The organism is Streptomyces canarius, from assembly GCF_014650735.1.
Taxonomy (GTDB): domain Bacteria; phylum Actinomycetota; class Actinomycetes; order Streptomycetales; family Streptomycetaceae; genus Streptomyces; species Streptomyces olivaceoviridis.
This window is the reverse complement of record NZ_BMVN01000063.1, coordinates 1-24,270: the sequence shown is the minus strand read 5'-3', so window position 1 is coordinate 24,270 and position 24,270 is coordinate 1. Positions and strand designations below refer to the sequence as shown.

The following is a 24,270-nucleotide window of genomic DNA, read 5'->3' as shown; positions in this document are numbered from 1 at the left end:
AGGGGCTAAACCTTCCGATCGGCCAGAAATCCAGGCTCTGGACTGTGGCTTCCGGAGGGCTCACCGGGGCGAATCTCCCGAAGCGGAGCGAATCGACGGGGGCTACGGTTTTCAACGGCGGTGAGGTTCATCGAGAACGAGCCGCCACTGCGCCGACTTCGGTGACGCATGGACGCCGAGCGCAGAACCGGGTAGCCAAGCCCGCCTGAGTGAAGGGACTTCCCATGGAATTCATCTTCAAGGACGAAGCCTTTAAGTTCGAGACCCTGCGCGCTGCGGGATTCGCGGGGGACGCCGGTGCCGACATCGGTGAGGTCATCGTGACCACGGCGCAGATTCCCGAGGGGGACGAAGACGCCTGGACCGCGGCCTGGAAGGCGACCGCTGAGCGCACCGCGATGCGGGGCGAGGATTCGCTTGAGGCCGGCGACCCGGTCAGTGCGCGCGAAGCGTTCCTGCGCGCGTCGAGCTACTACCGGTCGGCCGAGTTCTACCGCCGCCGGGATCCGCTCAACGATCCGCAGGTCCTCGAACTGTCACGGCTGTCCAAGGACTACATGGTCAAGGCCGGTGCTCTGCTGGACGGTCCGTTTCGCGAGGTGACCATCCCGTTCGAGGACGGTGAGATCCCCGGCTACCTGTACCTCGTGGACGACAGCGGGCGACCGCGTCCCACCGTCATATACACCAACGGCTTCGACTCCACCCGCGAGGAGGGCTACTTCGTCATCGGCGCGGCAGCGCTGCGGCGCGGCTACAACTTCCTGGCCTACGACGGGCCCGGACAGGGCTGGATGATCCGGGAGAAGAAGGTTCCGTACCGGCCGGACTGGGAGAACGTGCTGGGCCCTGTGGTCGACTACGCGCTGACCGTACCCGAGATCGACAGCGACAAGATCGTGCACTTCGGCTACAGCCTGGGCGGATACCTCGTGGCACGGTATGCGGCCTACGACCACCGGTCGGCGGCGATCGTGTGCAACGACGGTCTGCTCACCTTCTACGCCTCCTACCCTCCGATTCCGTCCGCCACGTTGCGCCTCGTCGAAGAGGAGCGGGATGCCGAGGCACTCCCTCTTCTGGAAGGAATGGCCAAGGACGACACCAACGCTCGTTGGGGCTTGCAGAACGGTGTCTGGGTCAACGGGGTTTCCAACTTCGCCGAATACGTCCGCAGCACCCGCGATTACACCCTGACCGTCGACGACGCCCATAAGATCCAGACACCGGTTCTGATCCTCGAAGGGGAGAACGATAAGGTCTTCGCCGGTCAGGCGACCAAGCTCGCCGCGGAACTGCGGGCACCGCACGAGCACGTCGTGATGCGCAATGCCGACGGCGCGGGGGAACACTGCCACGAAGGGGCGATGTACTTGCTCCACCAGACAGTGTTCAACTACCTGGCCAAGACCCTCCGGTAGAGATATCGGCGACGAAGCGCATGCCGGACGCGAAGACACGCTGTGTCATACACCTTCGCGTCCGGTATAGCCTCCCGCAAGCTCTTGCTTCGCACCCGCTCGTCGAGGTGCCGCCCTCGACGAGCGGGCGGGCGGTCTGCGGCCCGACGCACTCCCAGCGCCGCGGCGGCAGCCCGGTCCGATCCGGCTCGCTGCGCACCCAACGTGGCTCCACGCGAGCGGAGTTGTCCTCGAAGCTGATCAGCCAGTGCCCGTTCTCCTCCGCAAGCCCCGACTCGGTCGTGACCAGCGCCCGCTCCGGCGACTCCCAGGAAGGTCCGCTCGGACGTAGCGGCCAGTCCTGCCCGGCCAGAGTCTCAGAGGATGCGATACCCGACACCTGGACCGCCGACGGGCCGCGAAGGTCCGCCACTGTCGACCTGGACCTGTTCGCCGGGCCGCAGCGCCGTGGCGGCGGTGAAGGCCCGACCCTCGAAGCTGACCGGGGTGGGCCGGACTGCTCCGGCGGGCAGCACGCCAGACGCCGTACGGCGCAAGGTCGGTGGTGTCCCAAGTAGCTGTTTCTCATCCCGTCGTGTGGTCGCCCGGGTCGAACGGAGCGCTGGGCCGGGGGGAGACGACGACCATGGTGGCATGAAAGAAGGGGCCCTGAGTAGCTCGTGCTTGTCGATGCCGGGCGGAGAGCTACTGCGGGCCAGGACCGCCGTCCTCGGATGCCCGGATGTCCCTCTCGCGTCGCCCGAGCCATTCGAGATACCAGGTGTGGAAGTTGTGGCGTTTCCCGTGCCCATCGACGAACGGTATGTAAGGCGGGTTGGTCCCAACGTTCCGGTCGCGGAGTTCTCCGCGATGCGGGCCGACGATGATGAGCCAGCTGGTCATCCCGCATCCGTTGTCGCTGATGAGGATCGCGCCCCGATCCCGTTCCTCGTGCCAGACCCGGTCTTCGGCGTCGCCGAAGACCTCGCGGTAGTCGTTCAGGTAGTCGTCGTCCTCGTCACGGGTGGTGGGCTCGTACCCGGCAGCGCGCAAGGTCGCCAGCTGCTGGTCGGCCCAATCCTCCGTCTCTACGAAGGGCCCGCTCGGGTCTAGCAGAAGGGGATCCCCGTCTTCCCAGACCCAGCCCCATGTCCCGTCGACCCGGCGCAACGAGGTCAGCTCGAATTCGGGGCCGGGTCCGCCCGCACCGACCTCCGCCAAGAAGGTGCGGTACTCCCCGGGGAGTTCGACACCGTATTGCGCCTCGACCTCGGCGATCTCTGCGGCGGTCAGGACCGGCTCGAAGACGGCGTGCGGAGGAGGCCCCCAGCCGTGTGCCCGACGCCGCGCCTCCACCACCGCGATCACACGTTCCCGGACTCCCGACCAGCCTGCCTGTGTGTCCACTGCTCCTCCTGTCGACGGCGAGCACGGACGTTAGTTCATGCCACCGACAACGGAGGTTCGCCGGAGTCCCGATCGGGTGATTGCGGTGGGTGCCGAGCGTGGGGACAGGGCCTCTTGGCAGCTCGGTGGGTGTCCACGCCAACCCGACTCTCGCCCAGTGGATGCCGGGTGCCCGAACCTGCGGGTCTGGCCGACCGCCGATGTGTTGGCGATCCTCCGCTTCCTTGCCGGCGATGAAGTCGGCTTCGACGTCGGCCTGCGGGAGGTGCAGGGCCAGGAGCGACTTGATGTGTTCTGCGGCTTCCGGCGCCGTGGCTCGGACACGGCCGAGCACAGCGCCACCCAGCGCTGGTTGCTGCTGCTTCTGCTGGACAAACGGCAGCAAGTGCAGCGTCCGAGTTGGCTCGCGCAGGTGCCGCCGGCCATGTGGCTGTGGTGGGACGGCCATTGAGGACGCCTCCCGCGCGGAGGGGGCAGGGCACACCGCTCGACCGGCATCGACGGCCCACGCGGCCGAGCCCTCTGCGCCGCGAGCCTGCCGTCGGAAGAGCGCCCGGACTCCGGGCGGTCGCAGTCCCGACTCTCTGATCACGCGCACGCCCGCGTCAGTCACCGCGCGAGGTCGAGGGGGAGCGCAGCAGTCTTTCCCGGCTTGAGTCACGTGTTCAGCCGAATTGAGGATGGCAGGGCCCACGGCGGGCGGCAGCATGGAGGGCACCGACGGTCGATCGCGGCGGTGGCGAACCGACCGGCTCTCCCTGTTCGCCTTCGGCTCTCACAGGGACGGCCGGCGGAAGCCGTGCTCCACGACGCCTTTGTAGGGCCGGCCACACCGGGAACGGTGAGCCGATGACACTCGAGGAGGCGTCGGGAGGAGGGTTTGTGAGCCCGGCCGGGTGCCGGGCTCACAAACCCTTGAACGGGTGAACCGGCGGGAACAGGGGAACGCCCGCGGACCGTACCGCAGCACGCGTGGCCGGCGGGACGTCACCGACCCCGGCCCCGGCCGTTCCTCCGCCGCTGCCACCGGTGCTTCGTCGTCCCGGCCCCGGCCGTTCCTCCGCCACCGCCACCGCCACCGCCACCGCCACCGCCTCCGCCACCGCCACCGCCTCCGCCACCGCCTCCGCCACCGGTGCCTCGCCGCCCCGGCCCCGGCCTTCGCCACGGGGGCCGTCGCCGTGCTGCCCAGCGTCGCGGTGCCGCGGACCGGCGACACGCCCATAGGCAGTCGCCGTGCCGGCCGGGCGTGCGCCTCGGCCGAGGATGAAGCAACTGAGTGCCGGAACACTTCATGCGCAGTGCCTGGTCCCCCCGAGTGCCACGAACGAGGCTGGTGCCGCGAAGACCGCTTCTGTCTTCCGCGGCGGCGGTGCGCCAGGTTCGACCGGCACCGCCTGTCCGCGCAAGGAGCACCGACGCTCGGAGACCGCAGCAGCACTCGTGGCGGGCCGCGGACACGGGGAGTGCCTTCTCAAGGACCTCCTCGCCTTCCGCTGAGGCCGGGAGCCGTGCTGAGGCGAGAGCGGAGCGGACACACCTCGGCTGCGACTGTGCGCAGCCGAGCGGACATGGGGGTTGCGGCAAGTGTCGATCAGCTGCGGGCAGGACACGGTGGAGGCATCAATGCCGTTGGTGGGACGAGGTCGTGAGACGCGGGAGCTGGATCACCTCGTGGACAGGTGGGCAGCCGGAGACCAGGCCGGTGCGGCAGGCGGCCGTGCCGAGGGGCAGCTCGGTCAGGTGTGCAGCGGGAGCGGTCACCTGCTGATGGTCGGGGACCCAGGGGTGGGCAAGAGCGCTCTGGTCGCGCACGTGGCCGCCCGGGCGCGTGAGGCGGGGCTGGAGGTGATGCGGCTGGTGGGGCTGGAGAGCGAGCACGACCTCGCCTTCTCCACCCTGCACCAGCTGGTGGACCCACTGGCCGGGTACGTAGAGCGGCTGCGGTCCCATCAGGCTGCGGTGCTGGAACAGGCGCTCGCCTGTCGGGACGGCGATCGGCCCAGCAGGCTGGCCCTGTCCAGCGCGGTGCTCGAGCTCGTGCGCCGAGCGGCCCAGGAGCGCCCCTTCGCCGTGCTGGCGGAGGACATCCACTGGATCGACGTGCCCAGCGCCGAGGTACTCACCTTCATGCTGCGCCGCCTGAGCGGCGGCGGACCGCGATTCCTGCTGGCGGCCCGCACCGGACGCACCGGGCCGATCGACACGAGGGACGTGCCGCGGCTGAACGTCGCGACGCTGGAGCCAGGGGCCGCGCGTGAACTGCTCGACCTGCGCCACCCGAAACTCGACCAGTCGCTGCGACGCCGGGTGCTGGCGGAGGCCCAGGGCAACGCGATGGCCCTGGTGGAGCTGCCCGCGCAGCTGACACCGGCGCAGCGCGAGGGATCGCAGGAGCCGCCCGCGCACCTGCCGTTCGGCCCCGGTCTGAACGACGCGTTCGCCGAGCCCGTGCGGCGGTTGGACGCCGGCGCCCGCATGGCGCTGCTGACGGCGGCCTTGACGGGCGAGCACGCCGGCAACCTGGCCGGCCTGCGCGCGGCGATGGCCGGCGCCGGGCAGTCCTGGGAGGAGGAATGCCTGGACCCGGCCGCGGCCGGCGGTGTGATCCACCTCGACCACGCCGCCGGGAAACTGACCTTCCGGCACCCTCTCTTCCGCGCCGCCGTGCTGTCCACCTCGCCTAGCGCATGGCACCGCGTCGCCCACGCCAACCTGGCCGGGGCACAGGGCGGCGGACCGGACTGGTGCGCCTGGCACCTGGCCCATGCGGTGGAGTACCCCGACGAATCGGTCGCAGACGGACTCGTCTCGGCCGCACGGCGGTTTCTGGCGCGCGGTGAGGCCGCGCAGGCGGCGGCAGCCTTCCGGCGCGCGGCGCAGCTGAGCGGCGAGGAGCCGGCGCGCATCCGGCGCATGGAACAGTCCGCCCTGGCCGCGGGCCGGGCCGGGCTGGTCGCCACCACGCAGCGGGCACTGGCCGGTGGCGTCCCGAGCTCGCCGGAGGGCAGGACAGCGGCCGGCTACGTGATGCTCCACCGCGACGGTGACGCGGACGGGGTCTTCCGCACTCTCGCCCCGTTGCTCGGCGACGGTGTGCAGACGTCGCACGAGCACGATGCGCCGCCGCTCGACCCGGCACCGTTGGACGAGGCCACGCTGGACGAGGCGTTCTTCCTCCTTCTCGACGCCGCCATGTGGACGGACCGCCCCGCACTGTGGACCCGGTTGCACACCTGGCTCGGGCATGTCTCGCCGGCCGCCCGGCTCTGCTTCGAGACGGTGAACAGCCCGGCCGCGACGCCCCACGGAACCCGCCGCGAACTGGAACGGCACAGCGCGCTGCTGCGGCCGGATTCCCCCGCGCCGGTGATCGAGGGGCTGGTCCGCGCGAGCATCGCGCTGGACTGCTTCGGCGGCCACGAAGGGGCATGGCGAACCCTGCTCGGCAGCGCCTTCGACAACAGCCGAACCGTCGGCCTCGCCCGCTGCTGGGACGCGTACCTGCGCGGCGACTGGGAGCGTGCCCGGACGCTCTCCCACGAGGGGCGGCTCCGCAGCGAGGAGCGCCTCGACCACTTCGGCGCGTCGCTCTTCGACCACGTGGCGGCGCTGGTGGCCGCCGGACGAGGAGACGAGGAGGCACTGGCGCAGGCGCACCGCCGCATCGACGCCTTCGCCTCCCCGCGGCAGGTCAGCCTCCTGGCGTCCGCAGTGCCCGAGACCCTCGCGCGAGCCGCCGCCGGGCGCGGCGACTTCGAAGAGGCCTATGCGCAGGCCGCCGCGTGCACACGGCCGGGACGGCTGCCCCGGGCCGTCCCCCACGCCCCGCGCGCCTTCCTGGACCTGATCGAGGCCGCCGTGCGCACCGGCCGCGTACACGAGGCACGCCTGCACCTGGAAGCCGGGCGAACTGCCGGGATGGGCGGCGTCTCCGTCCGCCACCGGCTGATCCTCGGCCTCGGCACGGCACTGCTCGCCGACGGGGCGTCAGCCGGCGAGCGCTACCAGGAGGCGCTGGCTCTGCCCGGGGCCGCCCAGTGGGCCTGGGAGCATGCGCGCGGACAACTGCTGTACGGCGAGTGGCTGCGCCGGCGCCGGGCGAACACCACGGCGCGTCCCCACCTGACCGCGGCAGCCGCTGCCTTCGACAGGCTCGGCGCTGCCCAGTGGGCGAGGCGGGCGCGCGGAGAGCTGCGCTCGACGGGAGTCGCCGTGTCCGCGCCCGAACCGGGGAAGACCGCGGCGATCACTCCCCGCGAGCTGCGGATCGCGGAGCTCGCGGCCGGTGGGTTGTCGAACAAGGAGATAGGAAGGCGCCTGAACATCTCCTCGCACACGGCCGCCTCGCACCTCTACCGGGTCTTCCCCAAGCTCGGCATCACCTCCAGAGCCGCCCTGCGCGACGCCCTCCGCCAAGCCGAGGACCGCGCCTGGCCCCGTAACGGCAGGCAGGCTCCTCCAGGGCGTGTTCCGACGGCCCCGTCCGCGTAGCGACGCCCGGCACGCGCGCACGCGGCGTGGTCGGTATCGCCCGGACACATCCCGTATCCGGGCCACCCTCCGCCCTGCGACCGCACCCATCAGACGCCGCCGCGCCGCGCTTCGCGCGGACGACGCTGCGTTCGAAACACGCCCTGGCACCGTCAGCCTCCCGGATCGCCACCCGCTCCCCGCGGGCGTGCCGGGCGTTCCCGGTCACCCGGCGCGCCCGCCCGCGAGCTGCTGGTGCCAGGACGGGGTCGGCGCGGCTGACCTGGTGAAAAGCGGCGACCGGCCGCAGGAATATGATCCGTCTCGACAGTGTCGGGTGAACCTCGGGGGGACGGATGGAGGCGGCGGACTTCGGCGGCATGCTGCGTGAGGCCAGGTCGCGAGCCATGCTCACCATCGAGGGCCTGGCCGAGGCCTCAGGTCTGAGCGTACGAGCGGTCAGCAACCTGGAGCGTGGGCGCAGCGTGCCCCGGCCGAGCACCCTGGCCGAGCTGATGGACGCGCTCGGCCTGGACGAGGACGGACGACGTGCCCTGGCCGACGCGGCCCGCGGCCAGACCTCGTCCATGGCCTCGGTGCCCCGGCAACTGCCTCCCGACCTGCGGATGTTCCGGGGGCGCGAGGAGGTTCTCGCGCGGGTGCTGCGGCTGACGGACGAGATCGGCACCCGGCCGGGACACGCACTGATCACCGCGGTGGGCGGTATGGGCGGGGTGGGCAAGACCACCCTGGCCGTGCACTGGGCACACCGGGTCGCCGACCGGTTCCCCGACGGCCAGCTCTACGTCGACCTGCGCGGCTTCGACCCCGCCGACGCCGCCGTGGAGCCGCAGGAGGTGCTGGGCGGGTTCCTGCGCGCTCTGGGTGTACCGGCCGACGCGGTGCCCGAAGGTCTCACCGCGCGTGCCGCCTGCTTCCGCGAGCAGGTCTCGCAGCGTCGCCTGGTGCTGCTCCTGGACAACGCCCGCGACTCCGAGCAGGTGCGGCCGCTGCTGCCGGGTGCGGCCGGCTGCCTGACCGTCGTCACCTCCCGGAAACGGCTCACGGGGCTCGCCGCACTGAACGGCGCACACACGGTCGACCTGGACGTGTGGACGCACGAAGAGGCGATGGCGGGCCTGGCGGCCCGCATCGGTGCCGACCGCACGGCCGCAACACCTGAGGACGCGGCCGAACTGGTCGAGCTGTGCGGGCGGCTGCCACTGGCCGTCGCCGTCATCGGCGCCGGCCTGGCCGCCGAACCCACCCTGCCCCTGCGCACAGTCGTCGAGGAACTGGCCCAGGCCGCATCCCCGCTGGACGCGCTCACCACCGACGATCCGCGCGCGGACGTGCGGGCGGTGCTGTCCTGGTCCTACCGCGCACTGGACCCCGCCGCCGCCCGTCTCTTCCGGCACCTCGCCGCACTGCCCGGTCCGGCGTTCTCGGCCGAGGCAGCCGCGTCGGCCGCGGGCGTGCCCGTACCCGAGGCGCGCCGCCTGCTGCGCGCCCTGACGACGGCGAGCCTCCTCGCCCGCGACGCCGAGGGCGGCCACGTCCTGCACGACCTGGTCCGCGCCCACGCGCAGGACCTGTGGCAGCAGGCGGACGACGACCGCTTCGCAGCGCAGCAGCGCCTGCTGGAGTACCTGCATCACCACGCGCGTTCAGCGAACAGCGCCCTGGGCAGTACCCGCCAGGGCGCCGATCCGTACGAACCACCGGGCCCCGGCGTCGCGGTGGTGCCTCTTCACGACCGTGAGCAGGGCGCGGCCTGGTTCGCGCAAGAGGAGCACACCATCATGGCCGCCCTGCGCACGGCGAACGACGATCGCCTGCTGCGGTTGCGGATGCACCTGGCGCGCGTGTGCACCCACTACTTCCAGGCGCGCGGGCGGTGGGCCGACGAACGGGCCGTCCAGCGCCTCGCCCTGGACACGGCGCTGCTCCTCGACGACGCCGGGAGTGTCTGCGCGTGCGCCGGCGCGCTTGCCTACGCGCTCGCCGCTTCCGGCGACCACGACCAGGCCGACGCGGTCATCAAGGTGGCCGAGGGCCATCTCGACCGTGCCCCGGTGCTGGAGCAGTCTCATACCCGGCATCTCATCAGCCTGGTGCGCGAGCAGCAGGGCCGGTTTGCCGAGGCACTCGAACACGCCCGAGCCGCACTGGAACTCGACCGATGCCTGGGGGACCCCCATTTCATCGGCCGGGGACTCAACACCGTCGCGTGGTGCCTGACGCTGACGGGCCGCCACCGCGAGGCGCTGGCGGCATGCGAGGAGGCGATTCCGCTGCTCCAGTCGGTCGGCTACCGCCTGATGGAGGCCGCCACCTGGGACACCCTCGGTTACGCGCTCCAACAACTGGGTGAGCCGCGCGAGGCGGTCGCCCACTTCGAGACCTCCGCCCGGATGTACGGCGAGGTGTTCAACCGTTATCAGCAGGCCGCGGTGCTCGGCCACCTGGCAGAGGCACGCCTGGACCTGGGCGAGCGCGAAGCCGCCCGCACGACCTGGCTGCGCGCGGCTGCACTGCTGGACGAGCTCGGCAACCCCGAAGCCGACGCGATGCGAGCCCGTGCCGACGCTGTGAGTGGCCCTGCCTCGGACCGAGCGGTCGATGTCCCTCCAGGGTCAGAGGACGGGATCTGACGCGGCCGCGTGCCGGGGTGTTGTGGGCGTCGCGACCTGTCCGGGCCTCGGGCCGCCCCGCCGTCGCCGACCGCTGGATGGTGTCGCACGAGGCGGTCGGCCGGCCGTCGAACGCCACCCCCGGGCACCTCGACGCCCGCCTGCACCGGACCACTCGAACCTCGAAGTAATGACCTGGTCATTCGGCTGATGGCTCGTAGCGGTCCTGCCGCCACACTGGCGTGGACCGGGGCGAGCCGGCGGTGGCGGTCACCTTCGTCGCCTTGCCCCGCCCGAGCGTTGAAGGAGAACGTGATGTCGCATGCCGTGGTGATGGACGGATACGGTCCGCCGTCCGTGCTGAGGTGGGCCGAGGTGCCCATGCCGGAGCCCGCCGAGGGCCAGATCCGGATTCGCGTGAAGGCCGCCGGAATCAGCCCGACCGACCTCGCGATCCGCTCCGGAGCGCTTCGCTTCCCGCTGGGCGACCCCGCGGTCCTGGGCTATGAGGTCGCCGGGACGGTGGACGCCGTGGGGCCCGGTGTCACGGGCACCGCCGTGGGCGACGAGGTCGCCGCCTTCCTGTTGGGGCGCGGCGGCTACGCCGAGTACGCGCTGGCGTCCGTCTGGGCGCACAAGTCCGCGTCCGTGTCGTGGACGGACGCCGCCGCGATCCCCGGCTCCGTCGAGGCTGCGGCCCGCGTCCTTCGCCGGCTCCGCATCGTGCAGGGTGAGCGGCTGCTGGTGCTGGGCGGCGGCGGTTCCGTCGGCCTGATCGCAGTGCAACTGGCCCTGATGATGGGCGCCGAGGTGGTCAGCGCCGTCGGTCCGCAGGACGACGCGCTCACCGAGGAAGTGGGAGCCCTCCCGGTGCGCTACGGCGCCGCACTGGTGAGCGCGGTAAGGGCGTCAGGGCGGGTGGACGCCGTCTTCGACGCCGCAGGGACGGGGGTGCTGGCGGACGCCGTCGCGGTGGCCGGCGGCCCGGAGCGGGTCATCACGCTCTCGGACCACGACGCGGCCCGCTTCGGCGTCGCACTGTCGGGGCCGACCGTCGAGCACGCGGCTGACGCGGTCGGCGAAGGCCTGCGGCTCTTCGCCGAGGGCAGGCTCCGCATCAAGGAGCGGTACCCGTTGCCGATGCCGGACGCGGCCGAGGCGCACCGGCTCCTGGAGAGCCGGGAAGTGCACAACCGGATCATCCTCACCCTCGACTGAGTTCGCCTGCGGGGCGCGACGTGCCGCGGTCGTCGTCCGTGGGACCGAAGACCTCTCCGGGGTTGCTCCTGTCCGCGTGTGCATGCTTGGTGCTGCGGCGGTGGGTTGGCCGGCGGCAAGGTCTGACGTGGTGGACGGCTTGTTGACCAGCCTCGTCGACGCCAGGTCGACCGGTGTGGCGGTGGCATCCGGGACGGCGGCGGACCTGGTAGTCGTCCAGGCCGCATTCCTGCTTCGCGCTCTGGAAGCACTCCTCGACGGCCCACCGGCTGCCCGCGATGCGGATCAGCTCATCCAGTGGGTCCGGGCGGGGCAGTAGGCGATGTAGTAGGAGATCTCCTCGGGGCGACGCGACGCTGTCCACGGCCTGTACTCCTTCCTGGCGCACCTCGTGCTTGCGGTGTGGGATGACGGCGTCCTGACACTGCGAGCGCTGTCGGTGCTCGGCACGTTGACCGCTGTGGGGGTCCACGCCATCGGCAGCGGGCTCGCTGGTCCGGCGACCGGGTTTGTGGCCGGGGCCGCGTTCCTGTGCGTCCCACAGGTGCGGTGCTACGCGCAAGAGGCTCGCTCATACGCATGGGTGGGCGCCGCGGTCGTGTGGGCGACGGGGTTCTTCGTGCGCGCGCCTCCGGCGATGGCACCACCCACACATCCGCCGGCCATGCCGCGCACCCGACCCACCAGGGTCGTCGGGTGTCCTGCCGTGGCAACAGGCGTGGCCGGGGGCGTTGCCGGAGCGATCAGCGGCCTTCTGAGCTGACAGCCGACCATCCTGTGGGGACTGGCCGGAGGGAACGTCACGGCGCCGGTCGTCATGCCGCGTCACCCGAGTCGCCCGTTACCTTGTCAAACGGCGATGCACACGCTGACAGTGGCGCCCCGGGTCAGCCGTCCGTGCGCCTGGTGGAGCCCGGCGGCCGGTGGCGCCGACCAATCAGGTGAGGACCCCCCGGGGGCCGGTTCGCGGGAGCGCGGCCAGTTCCTCAGCAGAGAACGCCTGAGCCGGAGCAGCAGCCTGATCGGCGGCGGTCTCCCCAGGAGCTGCCGCAGAAGCGGCACGTTGGTGTGTTCCGGACCGGCGCCGCCGGCTGGCTCGCTGCCCTGGTGGGGGATTGAACCGCTGGCGGCGGACTCACCGGGTCCTGCCGACCCCGGCAGTGAACCCGCCGCACGAGCACTGGCCCTGCGGCGCGCACACCCGCGCGAACCGTGACGCGCGGTGACGCCGGGGCGGAACGTGGCCGTCGCCGACACACGTGTGCCGCGCGTGGTTCGCTTTCGACAGCCTGTGGAGGCGTGCCGGACTCCGGCAGACCCAACAGTTCATGCCAGCCGCGTGTTGGCGAAGGTGTCCCATGGCCGGCGCAGCTCCGCCCGGTGATGTTCCCCTCACCGGTCCGGCGAAGTGTCCCCACACGGCCGCCGGGTCAGCCGCCGCCCGTCACCGCCAGAGAGGCCGGGAGCCGGCTCTGGCGTGGGCCTGCGCCCCGAGCGAGCGAGGCCCGGGTGCAGGCCACCCAAGGGCATTGCCTAGCGCAGCGACCTGAACGCCGTACGGAGCTCCTCGGCCAGTAGTTGCGGCTGCTCCCAAGCCGCGAAGTGGCCGCCCTTGTCGACCTCGTTCCAGTGGATGAGGTTGCCGTAGGCCCGCTCGCCCCAGCTGCGCGGCGCAGGGTAGATTTCGCCCGGGAAGACGGTCACCGCGACCGGGACACTGGGGATGTCGACGGCGTTGAAGGGGCCTCCACCTGCTTGCGTTCCCTCCCAGTAGAACCGGGACGACGATGTCGCGGTGCCCGTCAGCCAGTAGAGCGAAATGGCGTCCAGCATCTCGTCGTAGGTGAGGACCTTCTCGGGCTCGCCGCCGGAGTCGGTCCACTCCGCGAACTTGTCGTAGTAGTACGCCGCCATGGCGACCGGCGAATCGGTGAGCGCGTAGCCGATCGTCTGCGGAGTCTGGTTCATCATCGCCGCATATCCGAAGCCATCGCGGTAGAAGTGCAGCAGACGGTTGTAGGCCAGTTTCTCGCGCTCCGACAGACTGGCCGGCGCGGGGTCGAAGTTGCGCAGGTGACGCAGGACGTCCGGGGGCACCGTGCCAGGCATGTTGACGTGGATCCCGAGGAGCCCCTTGGGCTTCTGTGCCGCGAGCACCTGGGAGATGATCGAGCCGTGGTCGCCTCCCTGGGAGACGTACTGGGTGTACCCGAGCCGGAGCATGAGTTCGTTGAACGCGACCGCGACCCGGGCCGGGTTCCAGCCGGTCGAAGTCGGCTTGCCCGAGAAGCCGTACCCGGGCAGCGTCGGGAGGACCAGGTGAAAGGCGTCTTCTGCTCGGCCACCGTGAGCTGTCGGGTTCGTCAGGGGCGCGACGACCTTCAGCAGTTCCACGATCGAGCCGGGCCAGCCGTGCGTCATCAGCATCGGCATGGCGTCGGAATGCGGGGAGCGGATGTGCGCGAACTGGATGTCCAGCCCGTCGATCTCGGTGATGAACTGCGGCAGCGCGTTGATCTTCGCCTCAGCCTTGCGCCAGTTGTACCCAGTGCCCCAGTACTCGACGAGCGGGCGGAGCTTTGCCAGCTGGGCGCCCTGAGACCGGTCGCGGACCGTCTCCCTGTCCGGCCACCGCGTCTCCTTCACGCGCCGCCGCAGCTCGTTGAGCTCCTTCTGCGGAACCCTGACGCGGAAGGGACGGACAGCGGCACTTCGCTGCGCGTTGCCAGAGGCAGCGGCGCTCGTCGTCGACGTCCTGCTCGTCGCGGCCTGCGCCTGACCGGACAGGCCCATCTGCGTGACGGCGACGGCACCTGCGGCAAGGCCCAGGAAGCCGCGACGACCGGTGTTGCCGCGTCCAGTGTGGTCGGTCATACCCATAAGACTTCCGTTCCTCGGACGAGCGACAGCTCGTTTCGTGATGGGCTCGGGCGAGCGTCATGGAGGCGCCTCGAGGAACACCGAAGGCATCACCGGTCGAGGCGGTGACGATCGTGACATGTGCGTGAGTTACCGGTCAACCAGGTGACGATCGGTTTCAAGCCACCGCGTGGGGGCTGGGCGGCCTTCCTGCCGGCAGGTCGGGCAGCGGGCCCGCACCGCCCGCAATGTCGCTGACAGCGCTCTCGCTCACGAGGGTCACGGGGCCCCACAGTGCCCAACGGGTGCGTGTACGGGTGCCACGGTTCAGCGCAGAGCCGCGCCGGCCGGACACCGGTCGACCGCAGACGCGCCGCTCGGTCACACGTGAACACGGCAGCGCCGCGATCAGCCCCGGAGGGGGTGTGGCTGACCCGCTGCCGAACGGGACGCCACCGCGATTGGCCTGATTATGCGGCAGTCCGGCGTGACACGCCGGCTTCTGTCGGCTGCTTCCACCTCGCCGTGCGCCGGCCGGACCCACCCGTCGTATGACCCGTGCCGCTCACTGATCGTTTCAGAATGAGTTTGGGCCACGGGCTTGGCAGTTGGGCCGCCGCTTCACTGCTCCCGCCTCGCCCGCCGCGGCGTCGGCGGTATCCGGGCCGACTGCCGGCGGATGACCGTGCGGCTCTGCGCGGAATCGTCCACGTGCTGCGCACGGGTGTGACCTGGGCGGACGTGCCGACCGAGGCGATCGGCCGCAGCGGGGTGACGTGCTGGCGGCGCCTGCGGGACTGGACCGAGGCCGGCGTCCGGCCCCGCCTGCACGAGATCCTCCTCGCGGAACTCCGCAAGGCCGGACTGCTGGACATGGAGGACGCCGCGGTCGACGGCTCACCCGTCCGGGCTCTGACAGGGGGGCTCACACCGGGCCTTCGCCCGTCGACCGAGGCCGCCGGGACAGCAAGCACCATCTGATCACCGACCGATACGGAACACCCCTCGCAGTGCCGTTGTCCAGCGGAAACCGTCACGACGTCACCCAGCTCATGCCCCTACTGGACGCGATACCCCGCATCCGTAGCCTGGTGGGCAGGCCGCGTCACCGACCACGGCGGCTGTTCGCCGACCGCGGCTACGACTACGACAAGTACCGGCGGCTCCTGCGCGGCTCGCGGCATCACGCCGAAGATCACCCGCAAGGGCACCGCCCACGGATCCGGCCTGGGCAGGATCAGGTGGGTCGTCGAGCGAACCTCCGCCTGGCTCCACCAGTTCACACGCCTGCGGACCCGCTACGAGAGAAAGCCCCGGCCCGGAGCACTGCCCGGGAGAGTAGAACAGTGGGAACGTGACCGTCGCCGGCACTCTTCTGACCGCGTATCCCAGAAGGTGGCGGGCCGGCCGCCCTGGAGGTCGCACACGTCAGCCAGGGCGGCGGTCAGCGGCGGGCGCAAGTGAGGACGGCGGGAAAACTCCCGTCCAGCACCTACTGCCCCGGGACTCCGGGGCAGGAACCGTCGGTGACGTGGCCGGTGCTGAAGAACTCGACCGCTTTACTGCCGCACGAGATCTGGTTCAGCGAGCCGTGTACGCCGTCCTCGACGGTGAGCAGAGCACCGCCGATGCGTCGCTGCATGCCCTGTGCCCAGCGGTGAGGAGTGACGGTCTCATAGTGGTGCCCTACCAGTTGCAGCGCGCTGGCGCCCCGCTTCAGGTGCCATGGCTGGGCGGCCAGTGGCCAGCCCGCGCACCAGTGCTCGTAGCCGGCCATCCAGCTGAACAGGGGTGAGGACTTGAGGTTTCGCTGCTCCTGCTGCCACATGGTCCGCTCGTCGGGGTCCGGCCCCTGGTCGTTGCACAGCACGGAGATCTGCATCAGCAACCCGCCGGTGGGGGAATCGTGCAGGCCGGCGCTGCTCCTGACGCCTTGTGCGTCGCCTTCTTCACCCGACAGCGGTGGGGTTCCACCGTCCCGCAGTGCCACGATGCTCGCCGCCATGGCCGGCCAGCGTCCGCGCTGGTAGGTCATGATCATCCGCAGCCGTCCGCCGCCGTATGCCACGGTGCGGCCATCGGGCAGGTGGACGGTTGGCGGGTGCTCGTCCAGTTGCCGCGCCAGCTTCACCACGTTGTCCGTCACGGCTTTCGGGGTCCTGCCCACGTGGAACCGGCTGTCTCGCGCAGCGATCCATCGGGCGAAGCGCGAGAAGTTGGCCTCAGCGGCATGGACGGGGCCGTCGTTCATGGCCTTCATGCTGAAAACGGGGGGCATGACGGAGTCCAGCAGCATGCGGTCGACGTGGCCGTCGTAGCGGCTGCGGTAGACCGCACCGAGGGCGGTGCCCCACGAGATGCCGTAGAAGCTGATCTTCTTCTCGCCGAGAGCTGTCCGGATGCGGTCGAGATCCATGGCCACCACGTTGGTCGACAGGCCGGTGATGAACGCGGGGTCGTACCCGACGCATCGCGCGTTGTATCTGGCGGTCTTCCGATAACCCTGGCGGAACTGTTCCGCGGGAGTCGCCTTCGGGTCGGGGTCCGGACCGTCCTGCGCACTCGGATCGCACACCTTGCCTTCGCTGAACCCGACTCCGCGCGGATCGAACCCGATGAGGTCGTGGTCGACGCCGATTCCGGCAACGGAGGTCCTGCCCAGGATCGCCGGCATGTCCAGTCCGGGGTTTCCCGGTCCGCCGGGATTGATCACGAGGACTCCACGCCGCTTCTTCGGGGAGGTGGCCTTGATCCGGCTGACCATGAGGTGGATCTTCCGGCCCTGGGGGTGGGCGTAGTCCAGCGGGACCGTGACGGTGGCGCACTCGGTACGTCCGTCTTCGGGGTCCCATTCATGGATGAGGGTGCGGCATGGTTTCCAGGACAGCGATGAGTGTTCCGTGGAGGCAGCGGCAGCCGCCGCATGATGCGGGCCTGCCGCTGCGGCGGGCGCGCCGGACGCAACGGACAGGGTTGAGGTGAGTGCCAGCAGCGTGCGGGTCAGCTTCCCGGTGATGATCATGGCGATGAAGGTGCTGTCCTTTCGTCTTGTCGCTTGCGCCTGGGGAGAAAGGGCGTTCGCCTCGTTCTGTTCGCCCGCTCCTCTCCCGTGACCGAAGCCTCCGGAAGGATGCGGAAGGGGCGCGGCGGGTGCGTTGCGCAGCGGGTGGGTCGTCGGCCTGCCGTGAGCGCGGAGGCGGGGTTGCCCTGGCCGGTCCTCGGGCCGGCCAGGGCCGGGCATGCCCCAATGATCTCGGCGGACGCCGCCCGGTTGATCAGCCGAAAGGACGAACTGCACCGGGGCTCCGGTCAGTCGATCGGTGGAGAGCGGGCCGCCGACGAGCAAGCGACGTCTGCGCCTTCGCGGTCCCGGCGACGGCCGGTGATGCAGCGACTGGCGTCGTCCCGCCGAGTGCGGCGCCGTTCGCCTCTGCGTGCCCGCCGACGAAGGCACCGCTGCCGCGGACCGGCTGTGGTGCTGCCGACGGCGAGGCCGGGCAGCTCTGCGACGACCGGTGCCGCGGGTTCCCGGCGGTGCCGAGTCCCCGGCCCGGTGCCCGGCGGTGGCGGGACGGGACACCGCGCAACGGACGCGCTGGTCGCGGCCATGGCGGATGCCCGGAAACGAGTCCGGGCCGACGTAGAAGCCCGGCGACCGCCGCAGACACGCCGCCCAGTCACATCGCGCTGCCGGCCAGACGTGCCTCGACCAAGGTCTCGGCCGCGAAGTGCAGGTGCAGCACCGCCTACTTCAGTGCCCGGCCTTCTGGCTCGCCGGCCAGGGAGCTGACCGAACTGGAGCAACAGTCAAGACCTGTGGATCACGCCCGTGGCGAGCCCCAGCCCAATGAGGCCGGCGATCTCGTTCGTCGGCCATGGTTCAGTCTTCGGTCATGGACCAGGTCTCCCAGACGAAGTCCAGGCGTCGGTACGCGTCGTCGAACCAGGCGTCGGCCAGTGGAACGGTGACCGTCACCGTCGTCAGGGACATGGAGTAGTCCTTGACGTGCGCCCTGGTACGGGGCCGCGCCCCGCCGAGTGCGCGCTGACCGGTTACTGGCCGGGGTGGACGGCCTGGACGCCGGTGCCCGCATACGCCTTCGGCATCGCCGCCGCCGACCCATCGATCGCGGGCCTGGTGCTGCTCGCTGCGGACACGCAGCCGATGCGTGAGGCGGCCGTCCGGGTGGCCCGCTATCTCGTGGAGCTCGCCCCCGGCCCGGGCGCGGAGGAGGCGGTGTCGGCACTGGTCCAGCAGGCCGCGTCGGTGGCGGGACCGGAACTTACACCTGACACACCGTCATGCCCGCTGTCACTGGGCCTCTTCGCCGCCTACTGGCTCGATCTGCGCGCCTACGACCCGGTGGCCACGGCAGCCGACCGGTCCCCCCGATGCTGATCCTTCAGGGCGGGCGGGACTACCAAGTGACCGTCGCCGACGACCTGACAGGCTGGCAGCGTGCCCTGGCGCACCGGCCCGAGGTGACGATGCGGATCCACGAGCACGCCAATCATCTCCCCTCTCCCGGCAGCGGCTGACCCACGCCGGCCGAGTACGCGCGGCCAGGACCAGGACATGTCGACCCTGCGGCGGTGGACGAGATGGCGACCTGGCCGGCGCGACGGTAAGGGAGGGCACGCCCTATGGGCCGGCACGATCGCGGCGGTCTCACGGATGCCGAGTCGGAACGGCTCAGGCCGCACCTGCTGGTGAGCAACAGGCGGTGCGGGCGTTGGCGAGATCATCGACAGGTGATCGACGGGATCCTCCACCGGGTGCGGACCGGGGTGCCATGGCGTGATCTGCCCGAGCGGTTCGGCCGTGGAGGACGATCTATGAGCGGCACCGGTTATGGTCGGCGGATCGGCACCTGGGAACGCTTGCTGCGGCACGTGCAGGCCATGGCCGATGCGGTGGGCGGAATCGACTGGGACGTGTCGGTCGACTCCACGATCGTGCGCCCGGCAGCCATCGAGGAGGCCGACCCGGCACGACGCACCGCCGACGGGCCGTCAGCGGGGGAGAAGCACGGCCGCGCCGGTGACCCGTACCCGGGCGTCCTCGGGCGTCACACCGATGACGAGATCGCTCGGGCGGCCCATGTCCTCGCCCTGCCGCACCGCGATGTCCGCAGGCTCGGTGACCAGCCCGAGGGAGCGGAGGTAGCCGCCGAACGCGGCAGCCGCCGCGCCCGTCGCCGGGTCCTCCACGACACCGCCGACGGGGAACGGGTTGCGGGCGTGGAAACGGCGCGGCGACTCGCGCCACACCAGGTCGACGGTGGTCCAGCCGTACCGGCGCATGACTCCGGCGAGCGCGTCGAAGTCGTAGTCGAGCGCGGCCAGCCGCTCGCGGGAGGCCGCGGCCAGCACCAGGTGGTCGTTGCCGCCGAAGGCGACGTGCGGCGGCAGCGCGGGGTCGAGGTCCGACGCGCTCCAGCCGAGGGCCGCGAGGGCGGCGTCCAGCTCGCCGGCGAGCGCCGGGCGGGACCGGGTCGGCACGCTGGTGAGCGTCGCCCGCACCGCCCCTGCGCCGTCGGCGGCGGTCGTCACCGCGATGGCGCCCGCCGGGGTGTCCAGGGCGAGGTCGCCGGGGCCCAGCCGGTCGGCGAGGGCGACGGCCAGGGCCACCGTCGCATGCCCGCAGAAGGCCACCTCCGCCAGCGGGCTGAAGTAGCGCACCGTGAAGCGCCGGGCGTCCTGATCGGCGGCGGTGACGAAGGCGGTCTCCGAGTAGCCCACCTCGGCGGCGACGGCGAGCATGGCCGCCGCGTCCAGCCCGGAGGCGTCGAGCACGACCCCGGCGGGGTTGCCGCCCTCCGGCGTGCGGGTGAACGCGGAGTAGCGCAGGATCTCGGGGGCCGCGCCGGAGCCACCGTGGGCCGGGGCGGTGGTCGCGGTGTCGCCGGCGGCGGTCGTGTCGTTGGTCATGGGGAAACCCTGGCACCCTTGGCCCTATCGCGTCCAACGATGGATTACGATGCACTCCATCGATGTTCCGCATAAGCTATGCGCGTGGACACACGACTGCTGACGACCTTCACCACGCTCGCCCGCACCGGCAGCTTCACCGCCGCCGCGGCCGCGCTCCACCTCGCGCAGTCCACAGTCACCGTGCACATCCGCACCCTCGAACGCGACCTCGGCGTGCCGCTGTTCGACCGGCTGCCCACCGGCGCCCCGCTCACCGAGGCCGGCCGACGGCTCCTCGCGGAGGCCGAGGAGGTGCTCGACGCCGTGGCCCGACTGCGCTCCGCGGCCGGCGAGGACGGGCCCGTCGCGGGCCGGGTGGTGGTCGGCACGCCCGAATCGCTGTGCGCCACCCGGCTGCCGGCCGTGATCGCCGCCCTGCGCACCGAACACCCCGACGTGGACGTCGACCTGCGCGCGGCCGGCACCGAGGAGTGCCTACAAGGGCTGCGCTCCGGCCACCTCGACCTGGCGCTGCTGATGAACGAGGACGCCGAGTCCCCCGAGATCGCCACCGAACCGGTCGCCCGCGAGGCCCTCACCCTCGTCGCCGCCCCCGGCCACCCGCTGGCCGGCCGTGACCGCCCGGCGGCCTGGGGCGATCTGGCGGCCGAGCACTTCTTCCTCCTCGAGGAAGGCTGCGCCTACAGCGACGCCTTCGAACAGCGGCTGCGCGCCGCGCCCGGCGCGAACCCGCGAATCACCCGGTTCGGCAGCGTGGACGCGGCCCGCTCCTGCGCCGCGGCGGGCCTGGGCCTGACCCTGCTGCCGGCGACGACCGTCGCCGAGCACCTGCGCGACGGACGGCTGCGCCGGATCGCCCTCGACGGCCCGCCCCTCTCCGACGTACCCGTACGACTCGCCCGGCACCGCCGGCGCTGGGCGGCGCCCGCCGCGCGCGAGGTCGCCCGCGCCCTCGTCCGGCACCTCGCACAGGCCGGAACGGGGACGGCGGGCACCAAGCGGCCGACGAGCCCCCGGTCCGACGGGCCGGCCGGCGGCGGAACCGCGGGCGATCGCCGGTAGGCTGCGGCGGTGCGCACGGTCGAGCTCCTGTTGGACGAGGCGGCGGATCTGGCGGTCAGGACGGCCTGGCGGCGGCTGGCGGACGCGGGGCTGCCCAGTCAGGCACGCCACCGCTCACCGACCAACAGCCCCCACCTCACTCTGGCCGCCTGCCCGGAACTCACCGCTGCGATCCGCTGGGAACTCGCCGAAGCGGCCTCCACCCTGCCGCTGCCGGTGCGGTGCACCGGCGTGGTCCGCTTCGAGCGGCCCACCTCGGTACTGGCCTGGGCGCTGGACCTCGACTCCGCGCTGGCCGGGTTGCACCGCCGGGTGTGGGACGCGGTGGCCTCCGACAGTCCGCCCGAGACGCTCAACCCCTTGCACCAACCTGGGCGCTGGAGCCCGCACATCACCCTCGGCCGGACCCGACGGGCCGGTGCCTTCGCCGACCGGCGGGTTTCCGAGCTGCTGCCGGCGCCGCCGCTGACGCTCCGGCTCACCACCCTGCGCAGCTACGACACCCGCACCGGCGCCCTGGAAGTGCTGGTGCCCCGCTCCTGAGCGCACCCGTCCGTCCCGCATGCCGCCCGCCGCCTGCTCGCCGTCGCGGAGCCGGGCCCGCCCCGCCTGCCGTCCTCTGTCCTGCGGTCGCGCCCCGCCGCCCCACCCGCTGCGCCCGTGCCGCGCCGCCTGCCGTCTGCGATGAGGTCCGGCGGGCTCACCGTCATCGACGGCACGCGGACCGTGGCGCACGGGACGCACACAGGCGCCCTGCGAGTGGTAACGGCAGCGCTGGGCCGTCGAACGTCCCAGGGCCTGGCTCGCCGGATGCCGACGTCCGCACCGGCGCCGCGAACGCAAGGCGAGCCACTTCCTGACCTTCACCAGCCTCGCCCGCTACCGCGGACTCGGCCAAGCAGTCGACTTCTAGGATGCGTCGGCGTAGGCGAGATGGGTGCCGCAGACGGTGCAGCGGAAGAGCATGGCGCTCGCCCCGTCGCCCAGGTGGGTCAGGAAGTGCTCAAGCTGGTTTTCGTCGTGCCAGCCGTCGAGGCGCATCTCGGTCCGCAGCTGGTCGAGGGCTTCGGGATGCGCCGCCAGCTCGGTGTATCCGACTTCGCCCACGTAGGCGGCCGCGTCCTGGCAGTGGACGAGCCAGCGCGGGTCCTGCCAGGCGTGGAAGCCAGGGGTGCGGCGGGTGACCTCGTGCAGGACGTCCTCGCTGACACCGTCGAGCCCGTAGGAGTCGGTGAATTCACCCGCGAAGCGTTGGGCCGCGCTCCCGTCTGCGATGCACCACGGGCAGAAACGTCCGTTGACCTCGTGTGCGGTGTAGAAGGTGGCCGTGTAGATCCAGCCCGTGTCGCGTTTGCAGCAGGCGCACGTATCGGCGGACGTGCGGATGGACCCGCTGGCGAGGGGATCGGGGTGATAGCGAAAGAAGGGCGGGCCGGCACTCATCCCCGGTTCCCGCTCTGCGCCCTGGTGGCCATGCCTACTGGTCCCATGGAGAGCAGTCTGTCCGCGAGCGGTTCCCCGATCAAGCGGCGTGTGTGCCCTGGCCGCCCCCGGCCTTGTGCCGTCCGGCACACGGACAACACGGCGCCCCCGCCTGCCTCCTGGCGGCGTCTTGGCCTCGTAGCGCTCCTGAGCGGAGCCGTCCGCCGGATCGGGGGCTTCCCTGACCGGTCTCGTCGTGACCTGGTGGCATGACGACTGACACCCCGGCCGCTCGGCACCGACCCGCCGCAGGACGCAGGCCCGGACTGCGCCACGCACCACCGAACAGGCGCCCTGCCGACCCGGCAGGGAACGACCACCGGGCTCGTGTTCCGCGGGCAGGGCGCGGTGTCGAGGCGCGCTGGCGGGTCCGCGCTCCCGAGAACGCGTCGCGCCGGCCGAAGGCGGGCCGGCCGAGGAGACGGAGCAGACCTACGCCGACGGCGTCACGGCCACCTCATGGCCTCGACGTCAGGCGAGGGCTTTGCGAAGGTAGGCGGGCAGTGCCTGGCAGACGGCCGGGTCCGCTTTCCAGCCGGGGTCAGTGAGTTGGTCGGCCGTGATGACGACGTGGTTGCCGTGGTCGGTGCGGACGAGAACGCGGAACGTTTCGCCCCGGCTGTCCCGGACGGCGAGGTAGGCGGCCAGGACGGCCCGGCCCAGCTCAGCGGGATCCGCGCCGGTCGTCGCTCGGCCGAGGTCTTTGCAGATCCACACGTCGCTGAACCGCTCGTGCATCAGGATCTCCCACCGCACGCAAGCGGGCATGTCGTCGCGTAACACAACCGCGATCATGCCCCCACCAGCCGGCCTCCCGTACCGCTACCTGCGAGTACTGGCCAGAAAACACGCCTCTCCCACCGGGACGAGGGCGACTGGCACCGGCCAAACCCGCCCCCTCACCGGCGCGTCCCGGCCGAGGGGGCCTCAAAACGGCTCCCTCGCACGGCCGTTGCGTTCTACCGTTGCCGGGCCTGATCACGCAGGCCCCAGGGTGCCTACCTTCTGCCGCTGTTCCACGCGATCGATACCGTAACGCACCCCTGACCGAGACCGGCCGCCTGCGTCTGGCCCGCTGCGTGGTCGAGGGCGGCTGGCCGCTGCGACGGGCCGCCGAACGCTTCCAGGTCTCGCCCACCACTGCTCAGCGGTGGGCCGATCGCTACCGGACGCTGGGCGAAGCGGGGATGACCGACCGCCCCAGCCGCCTGCACCACAGCCCTCGCCGGCTCTCGACCCGCACCGAGCGGCGGATCATCAAGGTCCGTGTCCTGCGACGGTGGGGACCGGCCCGCATCGCACACCTGCTCGGTCTGGTGCCCTCGACCGTGCACCGGGTCCCAACCCGCTACCGGCCGGCCCGCCTGTCCCACCTGGACCGGGCCACGGGCCGCGTCATCCGCCGCTACGAACGCGAACACCCCGGCGAGCTGGTCCACGTCGACATCAAGAAACTCGGCAACATCCCTACCGCTCACGTGACTGGCGCGAGACGCTGGCAGCGGCCGGGATCACTCACAAGCGAACCCGGCCCTACCGGCCTCAGACCAACCGCAAGGTCGAACGCTTCAACCGCACCCTGCTCGACGAATCGGCCTACGCCGCCCTTACCGCTCCGAGCAGGAGCGACGCGAGGCCTTCCCCGGCTGGCTGCACACCTGCAATCACCACCGCGGACACACCGCGCTGAAAGGCCGACCACCCGCCAGCCGCGTCCCCAACCTCACAGGGCAATACAACTAGATGAGTAAGTCCGATGTGCTGGTCAGTGGTCGTAAGCGGTCAGTGAGCGGGTGACCGGT

Annotated in this window: 17 protein-coding genes and 4 pseudogenes; 12 read left to right on the top strand and 9 right to left on the bottom strand. The window is 71.5% G+C overall.

The window, feature by feature from the left end; translation table 11 throughout:
- The first annotated feature begins 224 nt into the window (after positions 1–224).
- Positions 225–1,421 carry an alpha/beta hydrolase family protein gene (locus IE294_RS41495; protein ID WP_189894554.1) on the top strand — a complete coding sequence of 399 codons (1,197 nt, stop codon included), beginning with the start codon at positions 225–227 and terminating at the stop codon, positions 1,419–1,421.
- Between the two features lie 684 nt (positions 1,422–2,105).
- On the opposite strand, the gene IE294_RS41490 is transcribed toward IE294_RS41495, so the two are convergent.
- The gene (locus IE294_RS41490; protein ID WP_189894553.1) at positions 2,106–2,807 is read right to left on the bottom strand and encodes an SMI1/KNR4 family protein; all 702 of its coding nucleotides are present in this window, start codon (positions 2,805–2,807) and stop codon (positions 2,106–2,108) included.
- 157 nt (positions 2,808–2,964) lie between these two features.
- Here IE294_RS41490 and IE294_RS41485 point away from each other — a divergent pair, with 157 nt between their 5' ends.
- Positions 2,965–3,258 (top strand): hypothetical protein, encoded by a 294-nt coding sequence (locus IE294_RS41485; RefSeq protein WP_189894561.1) that lies wholly within the window; start codon positions 2,965–2,967, stop codon positions 3,256–3,258.
- Between the two features lie 1,172 nt (positions 3,259–4,430).
- Here the strand turns inward: IE294_RS41485 and IE294_RS41480 are convergent.
- Positions 4,431–4,571, bottom strand: coding sequence for a hypothetical protein (locus tag IE294_RS41480; RefSeq protein ID WP_189894552.1), 141 nt, complete (start codon positions 4,569–4,571; stop codon positions 4,431–4,433).
- Between the two features lie 24 nt (positions 4,572–4,595).
- Between IE294_RS41480 and IE294_RS41475 the strand changes: the two genes are divergently transcribed.
- From IE294_RS41475 to IE294_RS41465, 3 genes are all read left to right on the top strand, one after another.
- The gene (locus IE294_RS41475; RefSeq protein WP_229917912.1) at positions 4,596–7,301 is read left to right on the top strand and encodes a LuxR C-terminal-related transcriptional regulator; all 2,706 of its coding nucleotides are present in this window, start codon (positions 4,596–4,598) and stop codon (positions 7,299–7,301) included.
- Between the two features lie 335 nt (positions 7,302–7,636).
- Positions 7,637–9,934 (top strand): ATP-binding protein, encoded by a 2,298-nt coding sequence (locus tag IE294_RS41470; protein WP_189894550.1) that lies wholly within the window; start codon positions 7,637–7,639, stop codon positions 9,932–9,934.
- 294 nt (positions 9,935–10,228) lie between these two features.
- A complete protein-coding gene (locus tag IE294_RS41465) occupies positions 10,229–11,131 on the top strand; it encodes an NADP-dependent oxidoreductase (protein WP_189894549.1) in 903 nt (300 codons plus the stop codon).
- Positions 11,132–11,306: 175 nt separating this feature from the next.
- Here the strand turns inward: IE294_RS41465 and IE294_RS41460 are convergent.
- Positions 11,307–11,482 (bottom strand): annotated as a pseudogene (locus tag IE294_RS41460) (IS701 family transposase); the annotation flags it as partial.
- A 1,182-nt stretch (positions 11,483–12,664) separates the two neighbouring features.
- The gene (locus IE294_RS41455) at positions 12,665–14,005 is read right to left on the bottom strand and encodes an epoxide hydrolase family protein (protein ID WP_306433527.1); all 1,341 of its coding nucleotides are present in this window, start codon (positions 14,003–14,005) and stop codon (positions 12,665–12,667) included.
- Positions 14,006–14,572: 567 nt separating this feature from the next.
- Between IE294_RS41455 and IE294_RS41450 the strand changes: the two are divergent.
- A pseudogene (locus tag IE294_RS41450) lies at positions 14,573–15,454 on the top strand (IS5 family transposase).
- 28 nt (positions 15,455–15,482) lie between these two features.
- Here the strand turns inward: IE294_RS41450 and IE294_RS41445 are convergent.
- Positions 15,483–17,012, bottom strand: a complete 1,530-nt coding sequence (locus IE294_RS41445; protein WP_189894547.1) for an alpha/beta fold hydrolase — start codon at positions 17,010–17,012, stop codon at positions 15,483–15,485.
- A gap of 858 nt (positions 17,013–17,870) precedes the next feature.
- Positions 17,871–17,981, bottom strand: a complete 111-nt coding sequence (locus tag IE294_RS48370) for a DUF5959 family protein (protein WP_229917910.1) — start codon at positions 17,979–17,981, stop codon at positions 17,871–17,873.
- 15 nt (positions 17,982–17,996) lie between these two features.
- Here IE294_RS48370 and IE294_RS41440 point away from each other — a divergent pair, with 15 nt between their 5' ends.
- From IE294_RS41440 to IE294_RS41430, 3 genes and pseudogenes are all read left to right on the top strand, one after another.
- The gene (locus IE294_RS41440) at positions 17,997–18,389 is read left to right on the top strand and encodes a hypothetical protein (RefSeq protein ID WP_189894546.1); all 393 of its coding nucleotides are present in this window, start codon (positions 17,997–17,999) and stop codon (positions 18,387–18,389) included.
- The gene (locus IE294_RS41435; protein WP_189894545.1) at positions 18,383–18,529 is read left to right on the top strand and encodes a hypothetical protein; all 147 of its coding nucleotides are present in this window, start codon (positions 18,383–18,385) and stop codon (positions 18,527–18,529) included. The genes IE294_RS41440 and IE294_RS41435 overlap by 7 nt, the downstream gene beginning before the upstream one ends.
- A 105-nt stretch (positions 18,530–18,634) precedes the next feature.
- Positions 18,635–18,862: pseudogene (locus IE294_RS41430) on the top strand (transposase); the annotation flags it as partial.
- Positions 18,863–19,003: 141 nt separating this feature from the next.
- On the opposite strand, the gene IE294_RS41425 reads toward IE294_RS41430, so the two are convergent.
- Positions 19,004–19,921, bottom strand: coding sequence for a PhzF family phenazine biosynthesis isomerase (locus IE294_RS41425; protein WP_229917908.1), 918 nt, complete (start codon positions 19,919–19,921; stop codon positions 19,004–19,006).
- A gap of 84 nt (positions 19,922–20,005) precedes the next feature.
- Between IE294_RS41425 and IE294_RS41420 the strand changes: the two genes are divergently transcribed.
- Together IE294_RS41420 and IE294_RS41415 are read left to right on the top strand one after the other, a co-directional pair.
- Entirely contained in the window at positions 20,006–20,986 is a 981-nt protein-coding gene (locus IE294_RS41420) for a LysR family transcriptional regulator (protein WP_229917906.1), read from the top strand.
- Between the two features lie 9 nt (positions 20,987–20,995).
- Positions 20,996–21,529 (top strand): 2'-5' RNA ligase family protein, encoded by a 534-nt coding sequence (locus tag IE294_RS41415; protein WP_189894544.1) that lies wholly within the window; start codon positions 20,996–20,998, stop codon positions 21,527–21,529.
- A 366-nt stretch (positions 21,530–21,895) separates the two neighbouring features.
- Here the strand turns inward: IE294_RS41415 and IE294_RS41410 are convergent, their stop codons facing one another.
- Positions 21,896–22,429, bottom strand: a complete 534-nt coding sequence (locus tag IE294_RS41410; protein ID WP_189894543.1) for a CbrC family protein — start codon at positions 22,427–22,429, stop codon at positions 21,896–21,898.
- Between the two features lie 510 nt (positions 22,430–22,939).
- A complete protein-coding gene (locus tag IE294_RS41405) occupies positions 22,940–23,251 on the bottom strand; it encodes a hypothetical protein (protein ID WP_229917904.1) in 312 nt (103 codons plus the stop codon).
- A gap of 194 nt (positions 23,252–23,445) precedes the next feature.
- Between IE294_RS41405 and IE294_RS41400 the strand changes: the two are divergent.
- Positions 23,446–24,211 (top strand): annotated as a pseudogene (locus IE294_RS41400) (integrase core domain-containing protein).
- The last annotated feature ends 59 nt before the right edge of the window (positions 24,212–24,270 follow it).